Source organism: Occallatibacter sp., from assembly GCF_036502485.1.
In the GTDB taxonomy this organism is placed as follows: domain Bacteria; phylum Acidobacteriota; class Terriglobia; order Terriglobales; family Acidobacteriaceae; genus Telmatobacter.
Genome location: NZ_DASXYM010000114.1, coordinates 1 through 24823 on the forward strand (window position 1 = coordinate 1; position 24823 = coordinate 24823).

Sequence of the window (24823 nt, forward strand, 5' to 3'; positions counted from 1 at the left end):
TCCGTCGGCGTTCGTGACCGATGGCCTCTATCCGACCGCAATGGCAGCCCGTCCGCTTGCGTCGGCTGGGATTGCCGTGCTGCAGACCACCAACCGGCCGGATCACTTTGTGTCGCTTCAAGAGGCTTCGGACGCGATCGACGGGTGGGAATCGGCGATCGCCCAACTGGATCGGGAAGGAGTGATCGACAGGCAGCGGGTAGGGATCATCGGCTTCAGCCGAACCTGCTGGTACGTGGAGCAGGCGCTCATTGAACATCCGCAGATGTTCTCTGCGGCCACGATTGCCGATGGCATCGACACAAGCTACATGACCTATCGTCTTTTCTCAGAAGGGCGTCCCACCCTGGCAATGGAATACGAAAAGATCCTTGGCGCCAAGCCCGTCGGAGATGGCTTGAGCGCATGGGTTCAGCGGGCGCCGGGGTTTCATCTGGATCGGGTCGAGACACCGCTCCGCATTGAAGCGATCGGGCCAGTATCGGTGCTCACGGAATGGGAGACATATTCTTCTTTGTCGGCTCAGCATAAGCCGGTCGATCTGATCTATATTCCCGCCGGCCAGCATATCCTGCAGAAACCTTTGGACAGGATGGCCTCTCAACAGGGGAATGTGGATTGGTTTCGATTCTGGCTCGAGTCTCACCTTGATCCCCACCCTTCCAAGGCGAATCAAAACGAGAGATGGCGAGGCATGAGGAACAGCCGAGAAGCTGCTGGTCGCAAATGAACACAATTCTCACCTCCATCGGCTTTTCGACCGATGGCGATGGAACGGATGACGTCGATGGTGGTTTTCGTTCCTATGCTCGAAGAAGAACCGGTAGTCACCACAGCGGAGGCGGAAGCTCACTCACAGTTCCGCCGGCCTTCTATTGCCGTCACCACAAAGAGAGTTAGCGGGCGGGCGCGTTCTTTCAAGTGATTTTCCTTTACACGTACTGGCACCCCGGCTAGGATGGGCTGGCCCCCTCTGCAGCACGCGATCGACACAATTCATTTCCCGGATGAAACGACTCCTTTGAGGACCTGCAAAAGGTAAACCTCTGAAGAGCGCATCCGAATGAGCGGCCCCAGTTGGCGATACTGGCTTTCCTTGCAGCCGCCTGCATCGGGTAGTTGCATGCAAACGAGAGCCTCCCCAATGGCGCCTTCTCCTACCCTTGACAGTCCGACTCTGCCACAGCTCGACCCGCTACTGGGGCGACTTGGCGAGCTTATCGGACTTCTTGATCCCGATGGAGACACGGGGAACTACAAGCTGCAGACCTCCTGGTTTGGCGATCCGATTGGGCCGATTAAGGAGATCGCAACCAGCCGCCGCAAGGAACTTCTCGACCTGATCGTTTCGTTTCTGGGTGAAGCTGAGACCAGCCCCCTTACAGAGGGGGACGCTCACAAGTGGTATCCGATCGAGTTCCCAGACAAGGACGGCAAAGCGACCGCTACCGGCCTCTACCTGGTGACGGATGCGGACCCCGCGGAAAGTTCGCTCCCGATTCGTTTGGGAGCGCAGTTCGATCAGAACGTTGGACCGCTCTCCGCGCAGCTCCAACTGCAGCTTCCAATCTTCGATCTTGGATCGGGAAGCTTTCCGCTTGTCTCCGGCTCAGAGCCAGTGGTGGTGGGATTGCAACTTGGACTTGCCAAGGGGCAACAGTTCAGCACCGAGAATATCTCGCTGGGCGGGCTGAAGCTTTCGGCGCAGTTGAGCCTGCAAGACCCGCCCGTCATCGACCTGGTGCTGACGCAGTTCAGCATCGGAGGATCGCCGCCGAAGGATCTCAGCTTGACAGAGTTGGCCAAAGACCCTTCCAAGCTTCTGGGGACGGCTCTCAATGCAGCGGTCACCGCGGCTCTGCAGCTTGCGACGAAGGCGGCGATCGACGATAAAGCCGACCCGGCCACGGTTAAGGCAATTCTCGCGGATCTGCTCTGGGTGCTGGGACTCAGCAGCGACTCCAAAGTTCCCGCGATCGAGTGGTTGAGCCTCTCCGACTGGTTCGACTCGATTGTGAAGGATCCGGCGAAACTCAAGGCGTGGCTGCACGGTTTCTATTGCCTGGTGAAGGGGCTGGACGTCACGACGCGGAAGGGCGAGCAGGACAAGGACATCGCTGGGGATGGCACAGTTGCGAATCCTTTCGCGGTTTCGATTGTCGCGGACAAGGATGGAGACCGGATTCTCGACTTGACGTTCGCGGTGGATACGTCCAGTGGCGTCAAAATCATTCCCGGCCTCAAGTTGTCCTCTCCGACCATCCATCCTTCCGACGACATTGACATTCGCGTGGAAGCCAATGCACAGCTCGCCGGGATCGGGGCCGACCTTCAGCCGCAGTTCAAGCTGGCGGCGATTGTGGAGCAGAACAACGCCGAAGCGCTCTTCACGTATTCCGGCGAAACAGCGGATGACGCGATCAGCCCGGAGTGCTTCGAAGCCGGCATTCAGTTCGCGCTGGAAGATGGCAAGCCGAAGCTGAGTCCGTTCGCCGACCTGGAGCAAAGCGCGGGGCAGGGCCATGACGCCAAAACAAAATCGCTGATCGAGCTTTGGCAGCAGGCGAATCCATTGGACGACCCCGTGGGATGGCTGCTGGACCGGCTGAAAGACGAAGATCTGTGGGATCAGATCATGACGCGGCTGTTGCCCGAGGACTGCGGCCTGGTATGGCGAGATGCGGGCATCGAATACGCCTATGCGCCCGATGGCGGAGGCTCATCGGTTCGGCTGAGGGCCGCTCTGGCGGGAGGGTCGGGAATTGCCGTCAACTTTGACGCCAGCACCGCGGTGGAGTGGGTGAATCTCGGGTTGAATGGCAGCCTCACACTGGAGGATCTGACCAAGCCGAGTGCGCCGAAGATCGACATTGCAGCAACCCTGGGCGGGGCGCCAACCGATAAGCTGGTGCCGCGGTTTACGGCCGGCTTTGGCGCGGATGGGTTTCAACTCGCTCTGGAGATGCCGCTGGACGACCAGCCCATTCGGCTGGGGCTGGTTCCGTTCCGCGGCGTAGAGAATTTTTCGATCGACAGGGTCTGGACGATTCTTGAGTCGGCGGTCCTGGATAATGCTTCCGCGAAGAGGTGGATCGAATCCGCGTTCACCCAGAGCGCGGCGCGGTGCACGCCGGCGACGGTTCTGACTGGTTGGGGACTTCTGACTCAGCAGGACGGTAAATACCGGTTCCCGCGCGCCAACGGTGCCATTGACGTGGATGCTATCAAGGCGCTCCGGCCTGAAAAGCTCATCCAGGCTGCGCTTTCGCAGTTCCTGGCGAGTGTGGAGGAGCTGCAACTTTTCAAGATCGGCAGCGACGACGCACTTTATTTCACGCAGGACAAGAATTCGTCTACTTACGGTGTGCGCTTCACGCTTCCCGACATCAGTATTGGTGGCGGCTCCTCTAACGACAAGGGTGCCGATCAGCCCGCGGGCACCAAGCTCACACTCAAGGCCGGCAAGTGGATGTCGGGCGAGAAGGACGAAAACTGGCTGACGCGCTCCTGGGGAAAGGACGGAACGCCACCCAAACCAGGAATTCAGATCGATCTGGTACGCGCCAAGGACGGTGGAATTCAATTTGCGCCCGCGCTCAAGCTGGTCAGCGTGGGCTTTGACGCCGCCGGCACGGCCAAGAATCCTCTCTTCAGCATCAAGGGTTATCGCGCCGAAGGCGTTGAACTGCGCGTCTATCTCGATGCTTCCGGATCCGGCGTCGAAGTGGGCGGCGGGTTCCAGGTAGACCGCGCTTCCATTCCGCTGGGGCCAAGCGCGGGGCCCGATGCCGGCACCAAGAATCCAGTGGCGGCGGGGCTGCTTTCACCAGGCGCGAGTGATGCAACCGACAACCAAGGAAGCGATCGGGTGAATCCGGAGTTCGGGCTGCAGATTTCGTATGTGAAGCAGTTCGATGCCCGAATTCTGAGCGACGATGATCCGACAGCCGGCGGCAAGATCTGGATTCCCGTGGGCAAGTCGTTTGGGCCGTTGCTGTGCCGCAAAGTCGGGCTGGGCTTCAACACGGATGAGTTCAGGCTGCTGGTGGGATATGACGGCTCGGTAGCGCTGGGGCCGCTCGGCATCGACCTGATTGATCTAACCATCGGCATTCCACTGAAGACTCCGCAGAATTTAAGCGACTACACGCTCGGTCTCAGCGGTCTCGATCTATCGTTCCGGGGCGGCCCGCTGACCATCAGCGGCAGCTTCCTCGAGTCGGAGTTGAACGGCATCACGCAGTACACCGGCGCGGCCATGATCCGCACCGATGCGTTCTCGATTGCCGGCCTCGGATCTTATGCGTCGATCAACGGCACACCTTCACTGTTCGTGTTTGCCGTGTTGAACAAGGATCTGGGCGGTCCGGCATTCTTTTTTGTCACCGCACTGGCTGCGGGGTTCGGCTTCAAGCGCAAGCTGATTTTGCCGACCATTACAGAGGTCCAGAATTTTCCCCTGGTACGCGTGATCCAGGAGCCCGACTACATCGGCAAGGACGCCGATCCGAAGGACGCGCTGGAGAAGATCAGCACCGCCATCCCACCCGATCCGGCATCGTACTGGCTGGCGGTGGGCGTGCGCTTCCGCTCGTTCGGACTGATCGAAACCGTGGCGCTGCTCTCGGCAACGTTCGGTTCTGAATTCACCATTTCTATCCTGGGGGTCTCCAGGCTCACCATTCCCAGCAATATCGAGGAAGGCAAGACAGCCATCTGCTATGCCGAGCTGGCCCTGCGCGCAGAGTTCAATCCGGCGGTCGGGGTTCTGTCGGTGGAGGCACGGCTTACTCCGAACTCATACATCTTCGACAAGTCGTGCCGGCTCACGGGCGGCTTCGCCTTCTACACCTGGTTCAGTGGTCCGCACGCCGGCGACTTCGTGGTGACGCTCGGCGGCTATCATCCGTCGTTCGTTCCTCCGCCCCACTACCCGCTGGTTCCGCGGGTCGGCATCGACTGGCGGGTTTCGGGCAGCATTCGCATCACGGGCGAGCTCTATTTTGCTCTCACGCCTTCGTGCCTGATGGCGGGCGGCAAGCTGAGCGCGGTCTACGACGGCGGCTGGGTGCAGGCCTGGTTTATCGCCTACGCCGATTTTCTGGTGGCGTGGAAGCCGTTCCACTACGACATCCAGATCGGTGTCAGGCTGGGAGCAAGCGCGACGGTCGACATCGACGTCGGACTCTTTTCGATCTCCATGACAATCAGCTTCGAGCTCGGCGTGGACCTGCATGTCTACGGGCCCGATTTCTCGGGAACGGCGCGCATCAAGTTCTACGTTGTTTCCTTCACCATCAGTTTCGGCGACGACCCCGCCCTGCCCCAGCCTATCCCCTGGGACGAGTTCAAACAGAGCTTCCTGCCGAAGGATCAGTCAGTCTGCGGCGTCAATTTTACCGGCGGACTGATGCAGGAATGGAAAGAAGACGATGGCACCAGCGTCGCCATCGTGAATGCCCACGACTTCGCGTTTACCGCCCAGTCGCAGACTCCGCTCACTGAGATCGGCTGGAACGGCAGCGAGCAGCCCCAGTTGCTAAAGGCCAAACAGACTCAGCTCGGCGTGGCCCCGATGTACGGCGAGAAGCTCGACTCGAAATTCGATGTCAACATCGAGACTCCCGACGGCTCGAAACTCGACAGCGCGCTCTTTACCAGCTCGCTGGTGAACAAGGGATTCCCGACGGCGCTGTGGGGGGCGGGCAAGCCGGATCTGTCCCGTCCTTCGAGCGAGGTGCTGACGCAGATTCCGGCCGGAATCAGTGTGGCGCTGAGCGAGGCAGGCGAGCGGATGCAGGTGAAGCACAGCCTGCCCGTCATGCTCCTGGAGGTCTTCAACTACGAAATCATCGACAAGAATATTCCCTGGGGCAACGCCAAAGCTACTGACACGATCAAGAATTACACGCAAAGCATCGAGACGCTGACCGGCACCATATGGGCCAACGACGCAGTGAGCAAAACGCGATCGGGAATACTGATTGCGCTGGCCGGCGTGACTCCGTACCAGTTGAACGCCGTCTCGCTGCCGCTCACGGCTCAGCAGGCGCCGACCATCTTCCAATCAGGGCCGAGAATCGCCGCCCTCGGCGAGCTTCCGCGCGAGGATCGCTAAAATGAGCCCCAATCTGATTTCTACGACCGATCAGGCGCCGACCATTCAATTTCACCAGGCGTCGCCGCCCGCGCTGCCGCCCGGCGACTACTCGCTCAATGTCACACAGAATCTCACCGCGCCGGGGGTTACGCAGCCTTACGGCACCGTGGCGCCCTTCACCGTAGCGGGGCCTCGCTTTTATCTCAAACCCGAGGAAGTCTACTCCGTCTATCCGCCCCCGGACTTTGGACCATTCGACAATGCACTGCCGCATATCGTTTTTACTCGCCGCACACTGCCATGGGAGCGCACCATCCAAGGCAACTTCACACGCCAGGATCCCGATCTCCCGGTCCCGTGGATGGCGCTGCTTTTATTGAGCCGCGACGACTTCGCCGATGGCACGATCCCGGCGGTCAAGTCGCGCACCGTCGACGGTCTGTTGAACCCGGAAGGGGGAGTGCAGGGTCCCCAGGGTCTGATCCTCGAACGCGGACAGACTTTGAACGACCTGTGCAACACCATCGACATTCCTGGCGCGCTGTTTGCGGAGATCGTACCCACCAAAGACGATCTTCCCTACCTGGCACACGTGCGGGAAGTCAGCCTGGCCGGCAAGGAGACTCTGTCGCTCAAGCAGGACGGGTGGTTCACGGTAGTGCTTGGCAATCGCCTGGCTCTGGCCAGAAAAGATCCAGCCAACCCAAACCCCTCGATCAAGCCGGAAGGCGAGATCAATCTTGTCTGCCTGGTCTCGCTCGAGGGCTTTGCCGAACTGCTGCCTAAGGTGGACGGAAACGGAAATGCAACCTCTCCCATCCCCGGTGACAAGTCCGCCGTGCGCCTCGCGGTGCTGGCGAGTTGGAAGTTCACCTGCTACGGCAATAACGACTTCAAAACTAAAATGGCGGCACTCGACGACGAGACGTTGCTTGGCCTGCCCACCAAAGATCTCAAGGGGACCGACGATGGCACCGTGTTTGCGCTGAGTGCTCTTACGCTCGGCTACGCGGGCCTGAACCACACCACCCGCCTCGGCGAGAAGACCGTCTCCTGGTACCGGGGACCTCTGGTTCCGCTGGAGATGAAGGTGCTCGATCCCTATGAGGCCATCCCCTGCGCCGATCATGCGCTGCGCTACGATCCGCGCAATGGGATGTTTGCCGCCGAGTACGCGGCCGCCTTCGAATTGGGGCGCATGATGGCCCTCAACAATCGCAGCTTTGCTCGCGCAATGCAACGTTACCGCAACCGGGTGGCACAGGATGTTGCCGCCGAAGCACGGCAGAAGCAACTCGACGCTCAGTTCGGGCAAAGCGATGACTTTGCTGGCGCAGTCGTTCAACTCATCGGCAATGCGGGGGCATCTGGTGAATAAGGACTGGGCCAAGCTGACCGACACGGTCTCCTACGATCCTCCTGACGAGGTGAAGCGATTCCTCGCGCGCGCGGTACTGGTCTATGGCATCCCCTTCCAATACCTGGTTCCGGACGAGCGCATGCTTCCCACGGAGTCGGTCCGTTTCTTTTTCCTCGATCCCGGCTGGATCGCAATCATGATCCAGGGAGCGACGAGTATCGGCCGCCTCGATGCGCAGGACACGGTCCTCGATACGACCATGCGCCACCTCGCGCTGGAGCAGGCGATGGTTGATGCAGCCCTGGTCCGCGGCAATGGCCGCGATATCGGCGAGCCGCAAGCCCAAGCGGCGCAGTGGCCGCTCACCGGATTCCTCCTCCGCTCAGGAGTTGTCGATGGATGGCAGGGCGTCGAGATGAAGGCTTACGGTGCGGATGGCGTCGAACTCGCTCCGTTGCGTATCGACCGTCTCGCGCCCGATATTCTGCTCTGCATCTTTAACGGCAAGGTTGCGCATATGACCGTCAAACAGCCGCCCGAAGGGCTGCACTTCGGGCTGTCTCCGGTGGGCAACGGACAATACCAGCGCCTCAGTCTGCGCAAAGTTACTGAGAAGGACGGCGCCGTCCAGCCCGGTGAGCAGATTCAAAAGGCCGGCGACGGCAGTAGACCCATCGATGCGCCCATGCGCAGTGGAAAAGGCAGGCCAACGCGGGTAGTTCGTGTTGCAGAGTTGGCGGCTCTCTTTCAACAACGCCTTACGGAATTGAAGCAAGCGCCGAGTGTCTTCACTTCGGGTGAATTCGGCGTGGAAATGGTCGAAAGTCCAGGTCTGGTAGATTTCAAACTCGGCGCAGGGAACAAGAATGAGTAACGCCAACGGATTCGAATGGCTGCTGGCTCCGATGGAGGTCTCCGCGCTGGTCGCGGGCACTGACGCAGGCACCTATGCGTGGAGCGACCTCGCTCCCGACTTCTCGAAGATCTGGAATGTGCCCGTTCTCGTTGGTCCGGATCTCGTTAGTCTGTTCCAGCAGGGCGCCCAGAAGAGTGCGATTCCCGGCCCCGGTATTCATCTGCACTGGTTCCTTCCCGAGGCATGCGGGCGAAGCGCCGGAGGAACATTTCCTGCTATCCCGAATCGGTGGCTCGTGCAGCGTGTACGCTTTTCGCCCGATACCACCTCAATCAAAGACGTTGCGCGCTGGATCGTCGAGAGCGATTACCTCTACAAGACGAGCAAGCCGGTCGATGGCGCGATCACGGTCCTGAGGCCCACCCAGTCGCAGCTCTTTGACAGCATGGGCCGCGCGGTTCCGTTGGATGGGTGGGCAGAATCGACGGCGGACATTGCCCTGACCGCGCTTGGATCGGGCGTGCCGTACTTCGCGGCGCACTATCCCGCCTGCAAGAGCGTGCTTGGCTTCCATGATCCCAAGCCTTCGAACGGTGATCCAGGCGACTGGCAGGTGAGCTATCAAGTGGCCGGGTGGTATTCCGATCCGGGCAAGGACCTGCTTAACGGTGTGGATCCCGCTGGCATAGCCGCGAAGCTGGACACGCTGGACTGGGTTGCCTCCGCGGCCCAGGCGCCTGGACGCGTCCTTTGCCACGGTGCGGTATGTCGTATTCGCTGGAACGCCGCGAAGAAGCATATCCCGGCCGTGCCACAGCCCCCGAAGATGACGGTGTGCCTGGGCAACAGCACTGCCGAGACGCTGTCAACGGTGCTTGCCACGAAGATGGGCAAGGATGCCGCCGATATTCAGAAGCTCGAGCCGCTGCTGGCTGGATTTCAGTTCGGCATGCTGGACAGCCTGCAGCAGATGGACGACGTCGATGCCGAGTTTCACCGGCATCGCTTCATCACCACCCCCGGAGCAGACCACTATTGGATTGAAGCCAGGCGAAAGCCCGCGGCACCCGCGAATGCCGATCCCCTGCCCATGCAAGCGCCCTCGGTCGAGCGCCTGCCCCCGGAGTTGGATGCCGCTCTTGCCGACCTGAATGCCAAGGCCCGCGAGGACGCGCGCCAAGAGCGCGAACTGGCATCGCTTCGTCAGACATTGTTCGGTCTCTGGGCTCTCTGGGCCAGGGATTACATTACGGCGCCGTTTGGTCCCAAAGACACGATCCCGGCCGATGTTCTTCAAAACGCCAAGGACGCGGTGACCACTGCGTCCAACCAGGCGAAGGGTGCAGTGGACGCTCACCAGACCGTGCGCCAGACCCTCGAAGACTCGCTCAACTCGCGCTTCGCGGACTTAGAGCTCGAGCAGTCCACCGAGCCTCCGTTCTTTCGCGCCAGCGATCCGGCCATTCTGTTCGCGGGCACCGGACTTGCTCCCAGGGGTGTCATCGACCGCTACATTCGTGCGGACAAACTGGCTTGCCGCTGGGCTTCCGAGATCATCACCGGTGTAACCGGAACTCCACCGCTTGCGCAGACCCCGATCACGGTTCACGCCAAAGACCTGTACGGCGCGGGGACGTTTCTCACGAAGGTTCCGGTCATGGGCGCGGGACCATCGGCCGACCTGCTGAACGCCTTGTTGAGCGAGATACTGATCCTCGATCCCGCCGATCCTGCCAAGACACCGCTCATGCCGCCGGTAGCCGATCTTCTGACAACGGCGCTCGAAGGTAACGTCAAGCTGGGCCCTGACGATCTCGCGAAACTCAAGCAGAGCATCGTGGAACTGCTCACCAATCCCGACACAACTCAGAAGGATCCGACACTCGCCAGCGAAACATCCGGCGTTGCGCTCAAGTGTCCCGATCCCGTCGCGCTCTTTTGCTGGATGGGCAATCCGTGGCGGCCTGTCCTCCTGGCCTGGGAAGTGGTGTGGCATCCCGATCCAGGTCTGGACGGCGACGCGAGCCTCGCGGACGCGGCGAGTCCCTGGCAGCCGTGGCCCCTGGATGCAAGCGGCAACGAGTTCCAACTGTCGCTCAATCCCAGCAGCGTTCCATCGGCGAACCCCGCTTCAGATCCAACACCGATCACGCTGCGGTCGTACACCATGCTCGACCCACATCCCGAGTGGGTTCTGCGGCGGCAGCTTGAGAAGCTGAAAAAGCAGCTGCCGGACGGTGGAGGCGACGCACTGGATCAGGCAATCTCCAACGTCGACAGCCTCGATGTGCTGGCCCAGTCGCTGAGCGGATTTCACGATGCGTTGCGGCAGTTGCGCCAGGGGCTGCAATTGCCTTCCATTCAGCCGGGGTACGTCACGCAGAACACGCCTCCGCCGGTGCCCGCCCAGGGCGCGGTTGCCGACCCGGTGTGGGGCCTGCTGGATACGCGCTCGATGCTGGCGCCGGACACCAGCAACCCGCTGCAACCGATTCGCGCGGGACGGATCGAGCTGGGCCGCATGTGGCTGATCGACTCATTTGGCCAGACCGCGAAGCCGCTGGAAAAGGACTACGAGCAACTCACATCCTTTGGCCTTCCCACGAGTCCTCCTGATTCATCCAAGCGCATCGCCTTGCCCCCCCGCTATGTGCAGCCGGCGCGACTCAATCTGGATTGGCTCCCGGCCAACGACAGCGAACCCGGCGGAAGCCCGCTTTGCGGCTGGATATTCCCCAACCATCTGGACCAGAGCCTGATGGTGTGCGATGCCCAGGGAAAATTGCTTGGAGCTTTGCAGACGATCATCCGGGTCAAGCTCTCCAACAGCAGGAACCTGCAGTCGTTCTTCTGGGTGCCTGTGCCGGGCAGCGAAACCACGCCTGCCGATATCCCCGACCGTCGCCTGCGGGACTTCGTACAAAAGCTGACCATGATGGGCGCGGATGCGGGAGCAAGCCTGCTGGCGTCGATTGCCGCGGCACAAGGCGACAGCGGAGCGGCGGCCGAGCAGGATCCGCGGATTTCGCTCCTGGTGGGTAAACCACTGGCTCTGGCGCGAGCATCGTTGAATATCGAATTGGCAAGCCCGCCGGCACAACGCGTAGATGCGCCTGTCCAGAGCGCGCCCATTCAGAATGCGTCCGGAAACGAGGCTACGCGTGGCTTCACTCGCGTTGCCTTTCCAGTGCGCCTGGGTGGGGCGGCCGGCGCGGCGGGCGGTCTTGCCGGCTATCTCCTCGATGCGGGCGACGACACGTTCTATGCGCGCTATGGCATCGACGGAGCCGAATATCCGGGCGCACTCGAGCACAATAACCCACTCTGGCTGGAAGCCGAATCCGCCGTTGAAGTGACGCTGCTCATGGATCCCGCTGCTCCTGTTTATGCGCGCTGCGGGCTGCTCCCGCGCCATGCTTTCTATCTTCCAGCCGCCGCAGCAGCCAGCGTCTCATCCATCCGCGATGTCTTCTTCCAGAGCGCGCCGCTGGTCGGTCCAGCGGGCACCATGAGCGTGCCGCGACCGTCCGATGACTATGGCCAGTGGTCATGGGCCGTTCGGCCTCGCGTGACGTATTGGCAGGAGAGCACGGAGATCGCGGACCCGGGCGATCGCGCGGCCTTTGCCAAGAATCCGGTGGAACTGCAGGAAGGCTGGCTGAAACTGGCCATGAATCCGGTCAACATCTCGGCCCTCTGGGTCAAGGAAGGCTCACTCACTGTGGAGCCGGGAACGCGTGTCACGCTGGGATGGTCGGTAGAGGGGGCGGATGCGCTTACCCTGGCCGACAAAAAGACCAACCAGCCACTCGCATCGTGGTCGCGGCAGCCCGACTCGAATCTGCCCGCAGAGTTCCGGTTGCAGGTGACGACCACAATCGAGGTGAGCCTCACAGCAACAGACCAGCAGGGAAACACCAGTGTGAAGTCGCTACAACTGACGGCAAAGAAGGGAGCCAGCCAATGAGCGGAGCGGCATGGACACTGACCATCGGCGATCAGAGCGAACTGCGCTTCGGGAACGAGAAATCCTGGTTCACGATCCTGATCACGAACAACACCTCAAGCGACGCCTCGCTGGTCTTCAGCCTTACCCTTCCACTGGAGTTCGCCGCCAACATCAACGACATTGAATTTCTTCTTGCCGGCAGCGACGACAGTGTTCCCACACAGATCGACACAAGCGCTCCGCAGACGACCTGGAAGATCGGTGGAGGCCGCGGCATCGCCGTGTCCGCAAACAGCTATACGGCTCTCAAGCTGGCGTCGATACAGCCCGTGAGCGCCGGCGACTTCCAGTTGCCGGTCAAGTGGCTTGAGTCTGGCAACGCAGTCAGCAAATCGCTTCCGGTGACGGTGCAAAGCGGCGACGACTGGCCCACGATAGGGACCTTCGCGGCCGACGATGATGTTTTCGAGCCCCAGGCGGGGGCCAAAATTACGCTTCGTTGGGAGGTCAACAACGCGGATACCGTGCTGCTGTTCCGCGGCGCCACACAGGTGCTGCCCGCTCCGGGAGATACGACGGCCGGCAATACGGGCCATTGGCAAGACCCTTTGACCGATCGCATCACAGACTTCCAGAATTACCAGCTCAAGACCTTCAACAAGGGTAACCAGGTCAGCGATTGGGTCTTTGTTCGCATTCAAAATCCGGGGTGGAACCGCATTCCGCGATGCGTCGAGGGCGCGCCGCTGGTGATGGTGAACGATAACGACCAGCGGCTGTACGGCGTTTTTCTCAACAACGGAATTGCCTCGCTCTACCAGCTCAATCCCAGCCAGGGCACGCTTGGCGCGGAAGACCGCTTCCTCAAGAAGGTTCCGCCCGGTCTTGAGACCAGCCCGGGCGCTTTCTTCAACCAGAGGATCTGGATCATCGGTGGCAGCCAGATCGATCCGAATGTCTGCTCCAACACGGTCTGGTGGTTCGATCCGCTGACCAAAGACTCGGACACTGCGCAGGCACCGTGGAAGTCGCGCATGGGACACGCAGTGCTCGCCTTCGACGGTGCGCTCTGGGTGATCGGCGGCGTCGACGCAGCGGCCAATACGCTCGCAGATGTCTACCGTTCTACGGATGGGAAGCAATGGACGCAGGTCACGAACCAGGTGCCGGCTTTGTGTATGGCAGGCGCCGCGGCCTATGACGGCAGACTCTGGCTGTGCGGCGGCACCGACAGTGCCTTTGGCACTCCGCAAAAGTTTCTGTGGTATCTGAGCAAGGGGCAGGATCCATCGTGGAAGGATGCCACCTGGACCAAGATGAAATTCCGGGGCGGCCTCAAGGACCCTTCCTTCTCCGAACTGGCCTATGGCGACCCTTTTGCATGTGGGCTCACTCCCGCCAAACTGAAAGGCGACGATGTCCTTTGTGGCATCGGAACATTTCAAACTCAACCATCGGGCATCGACTCCCGAAAGTTTACCGTCAAGGGCATCGACTACTGGACCAACACCGCGGACCTGCTGACAGACGACTCCATTCCGCAAAGCAAACTATGGGCCATCACCGTGGATGGCAGTGACCGCCAACAACCCTTTCGTCTCACTGCAACACAGTTCAAGTCCCTCATCTTTGCCGTTTCACTGGTGTATGGATCCAAGAGCACGTCGTTAAGCTACCTGGTACAGGACACCCTCTCCCAAGGAGGTCAGAAATGAGAGCCCACTTGTTGCTGAAGACCGCTTCCACCTGGCCATTCCTGCTTGCCGCATTGTGCGGCGCACAGACCCCGTCGATTTCCATCGCCCTTGTGCCAAGCGTCGTGCAGGGCGGAACCTCGGGCGCGACACCCCCGCACGCTTTCGTCATCGAAAACATGGGAGACAGCAACAAAACCGCAGCGCTGACCTTCGACCTGACTGCCGTTCCCAAAGGCGCGGCGGTTTCGGCCGTCCTCCGGGTGATCACCGTGGACCACCCCGCAGCCACACAGCAGGTACGCGTCTTTCCCGGTCAAAGCTCCGGTCCCTCGATTGCGCAGTTCACCGTCAACAAGAACTCGCCGAGCGCCGCCGAATCCACCGGCGACGATCTGTCCGCAGCGGTGCAAACGGCGGCCGGCACGAACCTGGTCCTTTCTCTTCGAACCAGCTCTGTGCGTTCCAGCCAGCCCTACTATGCGAACGATGCAGACCCCGAGAATCGCCCCCGCCTGATCGTCTCCTGGCCGGACGCGAGCTCCCCCGAGACACGCAATGGACCGGAGCTGCGCTATCGCGGCAATCCCACGGACGCGACCCCCTGGCGCTACAGCCAACCCAACGGCGTCGTTGTCTCCACACTATTGAGCGGTCTCAACTTCGCTCACATCTCAGCGGGTCCTGCGTTTCACGGCGACGACATTCTGATGATCGCCAATACCCAGGGCGCCGATTCGATGCTCTATGGGATCGCCTGGGACGGCAGCAAACGTTGGAGCTATGCCTACTCGCAACTCGGCGACAAGTCGGCGGCTTGGAAATACCTCATCCCGGACAGCGATAGGAACCGCGTAGTGGCGTTCGCCAGCAAGCTCGTCCTGCGGCAGTTCGATTGGAACAGCACGAACGGCGCGCCCGCCACAACCGATGCGAAACAGATTGCCGAGGTGGCGTTAAGCAAACGTCCAGCAGTCAGCGCGGGCGGTGGAATCGCCTTACTGAACGACGATGGGTACGTCTATTCTTTCAGCCCGCTTCCCCGCCTTGATGGGCTCTGGCGATCGACCTCGGTGGGCAAGGTGCCGCCTGTGGTGCTCAGCCCGCGCGGCGGGGAAAACCTCCTCTATTTTTTCGGGAATGCGAACGGCTCCAAAGGCTTCTATGCGGCAGATCCCGTGCGCGGTGTGCTCCGCTTTCCGGTGAAAGGCGTTCCGGCATTTCCCGATGGCAGTTCATTGGGCAACTTTCCCGCTTTCAATATTCCGCTGGCCGTGCCCGTCAATTTTCGCGACTGGGTCTTCCTTTCCAGCTCGGAGAATCAAAATGGTGTGCTCGAAGGCTACGGGAGCTTCGCCAGCGGCACCCCGAGCGGCTGGAGGACGCCCAAGACGGGCGCCATCGCCAGGTGCATCGCTCCACCGTCCGCCGATAACCCGCAGCAAACCATCTACTGCATCCAGAACAATGAACTCCGCGGCTTCATCCCCGATGGAACCAGCGTCTGCACTGGCCAGGCGCCCAACGGAGTAGAAGCTTCCAACCTGATTGCCGATGGCGCGGGCAATCTTTATTACGTTGCAGCCGGGATTTTCTATGGGTTTGACAGGCAGTGCAAGAGCCTCTTCGCCGCACCGGTCAATCTGCCCATTCATACCGACGGCGGTAATGACTTCATTCTCTCTGTCGGCCCCAACGGCGTGATGTATGCCCGGAGCGTCCAGCAACTCTTCGCGATTCAGCCGACGCAGTCAAGTTGGCCGGCCAATACCGAAGCGAAAACACGTTATGTCGCTCAAGGCGATATGCAGGCGCCCACGGGAGCGATTCCAACCACGGGACCAGTGGCCTTCGCAGCAGTTGGCGGCCAGCTCACGTTTGGAGCAATCACCATCCCCTCTGGCGCGGACGTTTCCTGCAGCGCCAGTAAAGGCATCACGTTCACCCCAGGATTCACCGTGGAGCAAGGTGCAACTTTGCGATGCGGATACGAACAGCCACCGCAATAAACCGGGAGCCGATCAGAAGATGAGTACAGCCGCTTTAGGCCTTTGGATCAGCCACAGTGCCCCCATCGACGGGGTTCCCGCCGCGCCGCTGCCGTATTTTCTTCACGGCCTTCCAGCGCGGGCGCTCGGAGGCGCCGACGACATTACGGCACGCATCGGCAGAATCACCACCGCCGGCAACGCCGCCGACGCTGCCGCGGACGATCTGGACGTAGCGGCAGACGATACCGCCGCAGCCGCAGCCAAAGCGCGTCTCGACACTGCCCGCACGACACTCTGCAACGAGCTCACCGACCTGCGCACGACTCGCTTCTGGGCACGACGCCATTCCCTTGTTCTCAGTCTTTCCGCCGTGCCGACGCAAGGCTGCGGCCTGCTCAACGTGCTTACCTGGATCTATCAGCGCGATGCTTCCATTTACAAGGTGGTGCTGAACCTCAAAGACAGACTGGCCGACCACAGGAGACTTCCTGACCTGATGTGGACTCTCGAGGTACGCTCCTTCGTGTATCCGGAAAAGGGTCCGCTCGACGCCTTGGTGGACGCGATGGTTGCGGTGGGAATTGCGTGGGATGCAGCATGGGCGGGTCCAATGGTCGATGACCTCCGTTCAAGAGATTTCTGGATACCCACCGGAACCAAATCGCTCGATAAGCTCCGGGCTGCCCTGATCCCGGCGGCCGCTCTGGCAGACGGGCTGACCGCGCTGGACGAAGCCGGTGTGCGGACGCAGCTCGCACGTTTCAACTGGGAATGGGCTACTCTCCGGAACATGCTTAAGTCCACCTCGGACGGCTTGCTGACGCTACAGCGCATTCTCCTCTTCCGGACGGATCTCACCAACCGATTGATGAATGAAGCGGTGGGCGCAGTCGCCGCAGCGGAACGGCCCAAGTTCACGCCCTATCGCCGGGTGCGCTTTTCCGTGCCTGGCAGTACCAGGGCGACCTCCGACATCGACGTAAACATGCGCGGCTCGGCAACGGAGCTCGTCGCGATCGAATTCAACCGGCGATTTCGGGCGTGGACCCTGGCAGCTACCACCGCTCCCGCTGTAGAACTCGAATCGGGCTACGTCTTCGACGTGAACGTATACGCCCAGGACTACACGCGCGATCTGGGAGTGCGCTTTATGAAGCCCGACGTTCCGGGGCCAGATGTCTGGCCCACCGCCCCCACGCCGCAATGGACGGAAGCGGAGAAGTCGCAGGATGTTTACTCGCTGATCAAGATGCGCCGGTATATGCCCACGATCGCGTGGAGCGACTTCACGCTGGGAGTCCGCACCGTGCTCGCGGGGGGTTCATTTGCGGATCGGGTCACGGCCACGGCTGCCCAAGGCGATGCTCTGGCGGCGTCCGTTGAAACCGAGAAACGCAGCGTGGCCACGCTCTCTCCCACCATGGCGTCCATCTTCCCAAAAAACTGGACCATGCGCGCTGAAAACAACCTCTACGGAGCCCAGCTCCGGGTGGTGTACTCGCGCCGCGGCTATGGCACGGCATTGGATGATGCGGGCAAACTTGCCCTGATTCAAGAGTTCGGCAAAGCGTCCTATCTGGCGCAGGAGGCCTACTTCACCGCGGGCGCCGTCCGCGATATCGTCTCCAATCTGCAGATCGGCCAGGGCCTGACGCTCAGCATGTATGAGCGGCTCCACTCCTTCAATGAGCAGGTGGCCGACATCTTCAAGGATGCCGGACATTTTCCTGCCGAAGGCGGCACCGAAACCATCGACTTCGCTGTCGAAGCTTCGAAGTACATGGCGCGCATGGCCGCCGCCGCTCTCGGCGCGAATTACGATCTGGTCACGAAGATCTTTGAGGCGCAGTTCGCTCAGCTCGGCTCGGCGTCAAGCTCTTCTTCCCGTGCGCTCCCCGCAAAAGAGAGCTATGCCACGGGCGTCGACATCCGCCTCAATGGCCTCCTCGATCTGCAGACCATTCTGGGAGCCTGGCAGGCTCGCGCGGTGAACCTGATGAAGATCAAAGACAATCCCGCCGCTTTCAAAAAAGAGAATGGCGACTGGAGCGACACGGCCGCAGCCCTCCTTGTGGGCGCACCGTGGACCGAAGAGCGCACCGGCTTCTCAAATTCGCTTTTGAGCCTCGCCGTCGTAATGAATGTGGAAGCCCGTACCGATCCCGCGCCCACCATGCGCCTCGGGTCGGCAGGCGACAGCGTGCTATTCCTCGACAAGCAAGCCACCTTGGCGGAGGCGATCTCATGAGCACAATGCTCGAAGGCATCCTTCGCAAATATGCTTCCGGGGGGCTACAGTGGGCGCAATTAGCCGACAAATGGGCCGCCAAAATGGAGACGGCCCAGACCCGCGTCGATTTCAATACCGCGTTCGCCAAACACACCCAGGCGCGAATCAAGCTTCTCTCTGTATTGAATGGCCTGGCAGCCAAAGCGGCGCCCACTGAGACCGGGATGGGTTTACTCCCCGTGGAGACCTTGCTGCGGGAGCGCGACCCCTCCCTATTGGGTGTCTACACAAAGATCGCGACCGCGGAATCTTCGCTCCTGGGACGCGCCGCATTTTTCTGCGCCACTGAGGCGCACTTGTTTGTCTTCCCGGAACGCCCGCCTTTGAAGGCGCTGCTGTTTGGCTGGCAGTATCTGTACCGCATGACGCTGGGCGGTGACGTGGAATCGCAAGTTGCAGGTGCCGAACTGCTGGAGCCGATCCTGGAGGAATTGCGAAGAGATGATTTCTGGATCCCTCAGGGAACCTCCTCTCTCGACGGGTTCTTCGCGTCCATGAGCGCGACCGTAGAATCCGCGAAGGAACTCGAAGCGCGCATGCTGCTGGCTCAGGAGAAATATGCCTGGAGTTGGGAGAAGGTGCGCGACGACCTCAAGGATAGCGATCCAGCCCAGCTTCGTCGAATGATCGGATTCCGTCGCGACCTTACCGCCGTCCTGATGGACAAAGCCGTCGATACCGTAGCGCCCGGTGCACGCACGCGATACGGGCCGGCCCGCTTCCGATGGATCGTCTATGAGGCCCCCGGCAGCGATCGCATTACTTCCGATCACGACGTTTCCGCGCGCGGGTCCTCGGCAGCCGCGGTTGTGGCCACCTTCAATACTCTCTTTCGCCAGTGGACCCTCGGAGCCGTCGATGAGGATGGAAATCCTCGCAGCGGCTATGCTGGCCCAAAGGCTCCCTGCGAGCTCGAATCCGCGTATGTCTTCGACGTGAATGTCTATACCAACGAATATCACTGGAACCAGGGCCGGCGCTTCCTGGTCCCCGATGCCCCCGATGCCGATTTCTGGCCCACCGACAAGAAGCTGCGCAAGCAAGCCGGCGATCTGCAGGATCGTTATGCTCTGCTCAAGATGCGCCGCTACATGCCGGACAGCCAATGGAGTGCCTTCACGGCGGCGCTCTCCCAAGCCGTGACCGGGGACGACCGGACTGCGGCTGAAACTCAACTCAAGGCGGTGACCGACGCCTGGCCCGGCCTCGAAGATACCGTCAAGGCCCGCATTGCCAAAGTCGGTGACGATCCGCAGTTCAAGGCCTATACGGACAAGGCCTATGTCGACACGTATGGCAAGAACATCAAGGTGCGCGCCGAAAACGAGTTATACCAGGAGCGGCTCAATGACGTGGAGACTCTCCGCTTCAACGGAGGCACGGAGCTGACCGACGACGTTCGCGTCAAACTCGCCGGAGCACTGGGTTTGGCGGGCTTTTACGCGCAGGAGGCCTACCACACCGCGGGCGCAGTGCGGGACATCGTGGCCAATGTCCAGCTTCGCAGGGGCCTGGTGCTCAGCGACGTCGATCTGCTTTGCTCCATGAACGAGCAGGCCGGCGACATCTTCAAGGAGATCGGCCACCTCGATGAAGGCATCGATCCTACGACGGACGTGAAATTCGCCGTGAAGGTGTCCAAATACATGGTGCGTTTGGGCAACGCCGCCATCAGCCTGAACTTCAGGCTTCTGGGCGACGTCCTGATGCCCGATTGGAGGCTCGAGCGCGCCGCCAAAGGATTCTCGGCGCCGGCGAAGGACGTCACACCGCAGATCTCGGTTCCGCAGCCCTTCATCGCCAATCTTTCCCAGGATGAGCTCGACATGCTCGCCACGCTACTCGATTTGCGCTCCCTGTGCGAGTCGTGGCGCAGGTCCACCGTGCGCCTCCTCGAAATCAAGGATCACCCCGAAGATTTCGAGAGCGATGCGGGAAAAGCTGAGATCAAGCGGCGCCTTACGGAGACGCCTTGGATCCAAGGTGGAAAGGATATACAGTCCTTCCTGCTGAATTTGACCGTAGCGATCAACGCCCATTACCGGGGTAAGAGCAGCGGCAGCGCAATCCGGGCTTTCCTGAAAACTACATTGGCCGCCGTAATGGACCTGGTGAAACGGCGCGCGGCCGAGACAAAGCCCAGCGCGAAGCACATAGCCGAACCATCACACTGAGAGGATCGCCGGTAACAGAAAGAACCGCCGGCAATAACAACCGCGAGAAATACCGCGCCACGACAGCATCCCAGCAGCTTCGGCAGAAGAGGTGAACGACTGTGAAGAGTGATTCGAACCATCGTATCTATGACGAGATGAAGACCGAACTGCAACAGCTTGAGCAGCGCCTGGAGCAGTTGAAGGCTCGGATGGAGGAAGCAAACCCGACTCCTCCCCGCGCGCGCTTTCGCATGGGCGCCAGGCTCGTTGCGCTTCGCGGATTGGCTGCCGTTGGTTGCGTTGCTCTGCTCATCTCCCTGCTTGCCGCCGGCGCATCCCAATCTCTCACCATCGACCCCAGCGGCGTAGTCAAGGTAGGCGCGCTGCAACTGGATGGGAAGGACCTCGGTCAGACGCTCTCCGGCTTGCGCCAGGATGTGGACAGCAAGCTTCCCCTGGCAGGAGGGACACTGGCAAGCGACCTTACGGTTGGCGGCAAAATCGCTGCCGGCAATTCCGACATTTACTTCACCAGGACAGACCACAACCACAGCGCCGCCGGCAACAAGGATGGCAATGCTGCAATCGAAAACGCGAAGGACTACGACGGGCTCATGATCCTGGGACGTCAATCCACTGCCGCCAGGGCCAGAGTCGTGCGCCTGTGGGACGTGGTTGGAATCGGCGGAAGCGCAAATCAGGGTCCGCAAAGCCAGCTCGACGTAAAAGGCGAGATCCGCGGCAAGCCATGGTACACGTCAACCTACAGTGTGGATTGGAATGCAGGCGGCCGCGATGTGAAGATGACCAGGACCGATCATTCTGTGTGCTTCCTTACCGGCATTCGTGGCGGTTGGGCGGGAGGCGGGGAACAAGTCTGGATCGAAGCAGGTTCGGATAACTACTGGCATCTCAAAGTGAATCAGGGCTCCGCTGGAAGAGACCTGTTGGGGTTGGCCATCTGCATCGGTGCCCCTGACTCATCCTGGTAAGTAGAATCGAACGCTGCCTCGTAGTGAGCGCCGACCGACCCGGCAAGGGAGGAAACATGGAACAACGAAGCGACAGCCGCTCTACGGCTGCAGGCAATGAGACAAGCATCTCCCTCGCAGAGCTTGAGGACCTTCGCCGGCGCCTTGCGAAACTCGAAGCCCACTTGGACGCACCGCGAAGCCCATCGCAAGCCTTGAAGGTGTTCCGCCTGGGCCGCTCCAGAAACGTGGCTCTGCTGGCCCTTGCCGCGCTGCTTGCCGGAGTGGTCATCCTGCACGGAGAGGACGCGGTGAAGTCGCTCTTTATCAGCCCTGCCGGAAATGTCGGAATCGGCGCCCCTGACCCCGGGCAAAAACTCGATGTGGCGGGAACCGTCCGTTCCAGAACCGGCGGCTTCCAGTTCCCTGACGGCACGCAGCAAGGCACGGCAGCCGTAAGCGTTCCTTCCGGCGCCGTTGTGCCCTTTAATCTCGCAGACTGCCCAGCCGGTTGGAACGAATACCAGCTTGCCTATGGCCGCTTTATTCGCGGCATCGACAAGAGCGGCCAGTCTATCGATCCAGCCGGGAGGCGCAACGTCAATGACCTCCAGGACTACGCCATTCCCCAGATCACCGGATCGCTCACTGGCGTCGAGGGGGCGAACGATCAGGCATGGCCCGGGGGATTCAAGCCGGGGACAAACGGGGCGTTCGACGTGGCTCTCAGCTTCAATCCTTACAACAGATACAACGGAGATTACTCTCCTCCCGGAGGTGTCGGTCATATGGCGACTTTCGACTCAAAGCGAGTGCTCCCGAATAACACGGCCGCAGAGGCTCGCCCCAAGAATGTCTCCCTTCTCTACTGTCAGAAGGGCTGAAGGACGACGGCACAAACTTTTGGACTCTATACCTTGGCATAGGGTTCAAACTACCTGTATGAGAATTGGAAAACTCGCTGCTCGCGCCGAAGTAAACATTGAGACATCGCGCTTTTATGAGTGGGAGGGATTGCTATGGCCGCGGCCGCGAACCGCTTCCACCCGGCCGTGAGTGCCAGCGCAAACAGCGCATACGATTCCGATTCTTCTGCGACCGAAAGAAACTGGCGGCACTCCTCTACACTGAGCGCCTCCATTTCTTTGTGCTTCACCCGCGGCAGATCGACGCCCGCGCAAGGGGCCTCGGCCAGCATTTCATGTACTTCAGCGGATCGCCAATCGCAATGTTAACTAGCGGGGTGTACACAGACCTTATCTACGCCGGATCTACGCTCATCGCAGAAGTTGGCGGTACCCAATCGGCTGTGCCGACGTACCACGTTACGGATGACCTGAGCTCGCTGGTGGGTTACGCGCCGAGTACAGGGCCGATAACTGGAACCGTGAGCTATGCACCTTACGGGCAGACGTTCTCCGGTTCAACATCGGGTACGTTTGGCTTCACAGGCCTGAAATGGGACGGAACCACGGCATTGTGGCATGCGGGCGCCCGACAGCTCTCGCCGCAGCAGGGTCGCTGGATGACTCCAGATCCGTACAGTGGAAGCTACGACTGGGCTGACCCGCAGAGCCTTAACCGATACGCATACGTCAACGGTAGACCGACTCTCATGACTGATCCATCTGGCTTGGACGGCGGAGGTGGCGGAGGATTTGCGTGCACGACGGCAATCGTTATGGGTGGAACCAACGTGGGAGCAGACGCTGCGTGTGGAGTAATGGCATTTGTCGACTGGCTAATTATCGATTCCATTTTTGGTGGCCACTCCAACTTTCACGGCTCTTTGAAACCCAGGCCGAGTACCCCATGGAGCGAGAATATGGGTGGAATCACGCCGCTCGGAGCACCTATGGGAAGCTTGAGTCCGCTCGCCGGCATAGATGGGCTTAATCAAGCCCTTGGCTTGTCTGGGATGAGTGCCGGATGTGAGTTTGGCGCTTGTGGACCGGGAGCCGGAGAGGGATTCATGCGCGGGCCCGGTCCTTGGCACAATGATGCGACGTTGGCAGAAAAACTGAATTACATTGCCTGGGCCGTACACTTGGCAAATATGTCTGGTGTTAGCGACGACATCATCAATTGCATAATTACCGAGAACGAAGATCCGAACCTCGATCCAGAGGCTCATAATCCGGGTGGCGGCGGTTTTGGCGCGAAGGGATTCATGCTAATCAGGGAAATCTCTCTGGATGATGTAAACCAAAGCGAAGGTTTGGGTGCTGTCGGGTACAGAGAATCCGATCTTTATGATCCTGGCACGAACATAATGATCGGGACGCTTGAGCTGCGGAGGCATATTAAGGCTGCGCATGGAGATGTGTGGAAGGGAATTCGCACCTGGGGAACAAACCGTCAGGCCTACGTCAACAAAATCAAGAAATGCTCAGGGGCAAAATGAGATTGGAGCGCTATTGTATGGTCCGAATTGCTGGAACTCTCTTTCTATTAGCAAGTCTGCTAGGCGCTCAAGAGAGGAACCGAAGTTTCTCACTGACGTGCTATTTTGCTGGGACAATCGACCGAGGATACTGGGTTGTCGGAGAAACTCACAATTCTTCAACTACGGTGAAATTCAATCTCCGAAATGAGTCGAGCCCTCCGGTCGAAGTTAGCAGAATTGTGGTCGACGGTCAGGCAGAGGCGTTATCCACATTCTCGTCAATGTTTGTGATTTACACTTCACGGCCAGGTGAAAACACCTATATTATCCGGGTCCGCGACGAAAAGCCAACTATAACCTGGCACTGTCTCTCTAAGTTCGCTGCCGAAGTTGGTCCAGATTGGGCGATGTGTTTTCAAGGAACGGCGGAGACCGGACACGCGCTCATCCCAAAAGAGGCAGTGGTCTACAAATTCGATTCATCTGGCTTCGAGCGCAAGAAATCTACGGTGCCCTATTCCAAAAGGTACGAGGAGCTTGCACGAGAGCATGAATAGCAATATTGGACAGGACTGAATTCTGTGGATGTTCTAGCGGACGATCTCCAAAGGGCCCAAACGGGGAAGGGGTTCATCCCATTTCGATGTAGTCGATTTTGTAGCGGTCAAAGCACCCGAGAGCCACAAGGATCAACAAGCTCCGGCTTGCTGCTATAGTCATATTCATTCCAAAGCACTTGGGAACCGCCGATTTCAACAGCATTCAACAAATCGATTTATCTGCTTTGGAGCAGAGGTGTTGAAAGTTGTTGGCGAAGCCTAGCTGAGTCGATGACTGGCCCCGCGTTTCTTGGAGACTTTGACCGCAGCATTCCTGGAATCACCGCAAGAGAAATACGACGTTGCTGTACGGCTGGTCCAGGAACAAGGCGCTGAGCTGCATCCTTTGATTTAGTCCAGCGGGAGTGAGAGTTCTCCGATAAATTGGGTCGATGAGGCCCTGACGAGGAGGACTTCAGATGCGTAAGAGCCGTTACAGCGAAGAGCAGATTGTGGGGATTCTGAAGGAGT

General features: G+C 60.1%; 12 protein-coding genes and 1 pseudogene. All 13 read left to right on the top strand.

Annotated features, from left to right (window positions below; translation table 11 throughout):
- A partial coding sequence (locus tag VGL22_RS15220) for a hypothetical protein (protein ID WP_465267792.1) occupies positions 1-730 on the top strand: 730 nt, incomplete at its 5' end.
- Between the two features lie 414 nt (positions 731-1144).
- On the top strand, positions 1145-6118 hold the full coding sequence (locus VGL22_RS15225; protein WP_465267793.1) for a DUF6603 domain-containing protein: 4974 nt from the start codon (positions 1145-1147) through the stop codon (positions 6116-6118).
- A 1-nt stretch (position 6119) separates the two neighbouring features.
- Positions 6120-7478: a hypothetical protein gene (locus VGL22_RS15230; protein ID WP_465267794.1), complete on the top strand. Its 1359-nt coding sequence runs from the start codon at positions 6120-6122 to the stop codon at positions 7476-7478.
- A complete protein-coding gene (locus tag VGL22_RS15235) occupies positions 7420-8334 on the top strand; it encodes a hypothetical protein (RefSeq protein WP_465267795.1) in 915 nt (304 codons plus the stop codon). The genes VGL22_RS15230 and VGL22_RS15235 overlap by 59 nt, the downstream gene beginning before the upstream one ends.
- The gene (locus tag VGL22_RS15240; RefSeq protein WP_465267796.1) at positions 8327-12283 is read left to right on the top strand and encodes a hypothetical protein; all 3957 of its coding nucleotides are present in this window, start codon (positions 8327-8329) and stop codon (positions 12281-12283) included. Before VGL22_RS15235 ends, VGL22_RS15240 begins: the two co-directional genes overlap by 8 nt.
- Positions 12280-13980, top strand: coding sequence for a Kelch repeat-containing protein (locus VGL22_RS15245; protein WP_465267797.1), 1701 nt, complete (start codon positions 12280-12282; stop codon positions 13978-13980). The genes VGL22_RS15240 and VGL22_RS15245 overlap by 4 nt, the downstream gene beginning before the upstream one ends.
- Entirely contained in the window at positions 13977-15968 is a 1992-nt protein-coding gene (locus tag VGL22_RS15250; protein WP_465267798.1) for a hypothetical protein, read from the top strand. The genes VGL22_RS15245 and VGL22_RS15250 overlap by 4 nt, the downstream gene beginning before the upstream one ends.
- 19 nt (positions 15969-15987) lie before the next feature.
- Positions 15988-18198 (top strand): hypothetical protein, encoded by a 2211-nt coding sequence (locus VGL22_RS15255; protein ID WP_465267799.1) that lies wholly within the window; start codon positions 15988-15990, stop codon positions 18196-18198.
- Complete coding sequence (locus VGL22_RS15260; RefSeq protein WP_465267800.1) at positions 18195-20414, top strand: hypothetical protein; 2220 nt, start codon at positions 18195-18197, stop codon at positions 20412-20414. The genes VGL22_RS15255 and VGL22_RS15260 overlap by 4 nt, the downstream gene beginning before the upstream one ends.
- A gap of 101 nt (positions 20415-20515) precedes the next feature.
- The gene (locus tag VGL22_RS15265; RefSeq protein ID WP_465267801.1) at positions 20516-21388 is read left to right on the top strand and encodes a hypothetical protein; all 873 of its coding nucleotides are present in this window, start codon (positions 20516-20518) and stop codon (positions 21386-21388) included.
- 56 nt (positions 21389-21444) lie between these two features.
- Positions 21445-22251, top strand: a complete 807-nt coding sequence (locus tag VGL22_RS15270; RefSeq protein WP_465267802.1) for a hypothetical protein — start codon at positions 21445-21447, stop codon at positions 22249-22251.
- Positions 22252-22595: 344 nt separating this feature from the next.
- A pseudogene (locus VGL22_RS15275) lies at positions 22596-22991 on the top strand (RHS repeat-associated core domain-containing protein); the annotation flags it as partial.
- Positions 22992-23090: 99 nt separating this feature from the next.
- Positions 23091-23771, top strand: coding sequence for a lysozyme family protein (locus VGL22_RS15280; RefSeq protein ID WP_465267803.1), 681 nt, complete (start codon positions 23091-23093; stop codon positions 23769-23771).
- Positions 23772-24823: the final 1052 nt, after the last annotated feature.

Excerpts from the sequence above, each read along its gene's own strand:
- VGL22_RS15225 (WP_465267793.1), top strand. The coding sequence starts at position 1,145 with ATGGCGCCTTCTCCTACCCTTGACAGTCCGACTCTGCCACAGCTCGAC.
- VGL22_RS15230 (WP_465267794.1), top strand. The coding sequence starts at position 6,120 with ATGAGCCCCAATCTGATTTCTACGACCGATCAGGCGCCGACCATTCAA.
- VGL22_RS15235 (WP_465267795.1), top strand. The coding sequence starts at position 7,420 with ATGACTTTGCTGGCGCAGTCGTTCAACTCATCGGCAATGCGGGGGCAT.
- VGL22_RS15240 (WP_465267796.1), top strand. The coding sequence starts at position 8,327 with ATGAGTAACGCCAACGGATTCGAATGGCTGCTGGCTCCGATGGAGGTC.
- VGL22_RS15245 (WP_465267797.1), top strand. The coding sequence starts at position 12,280 with ATGAGCGGAGCGGCATGGACACTGACCATCGGCGATCAGAGCGAACTG.
- VGL22_RS15250 (WP_465267798.1), top strand. The coding sequence starts at position 13,977 with ATGAGAGCCCACTTGTTGCTGAAGACCGCTTCCACCTGGCCATTCCTG.
- VGL22_RS15255 (WP_465267799.1), top strand. The coding sequence starts at position 15,988 with ATGAGTACAGCCGCTTTAGGCCTTTGGATCAGCCACAGTGCCCCCATC.
- VGL22_RS15260 (WP_465267800.1), top strand. The coding sequence starts at position 18,195 with ATGAGCACAATGCTCGAAGGCATCCTTCGCAAATATGCTTCCGGGGGG.
- VGL22_RS15270 (WP_465267802.1), top strand. The coding sequence starts at position 21,445 with ATGGAACAACGAAGCGACAGCCGCTCTACGGCTGCAGGCAATGAGACA.
- VGL22_RS15280 (WP_465267803.1), top strand. The coding sequence starts at position 23,091 with ATGGCATTTGTCGACTGGCTAATTATCGATTCCATTTTTGGTGGCCAC.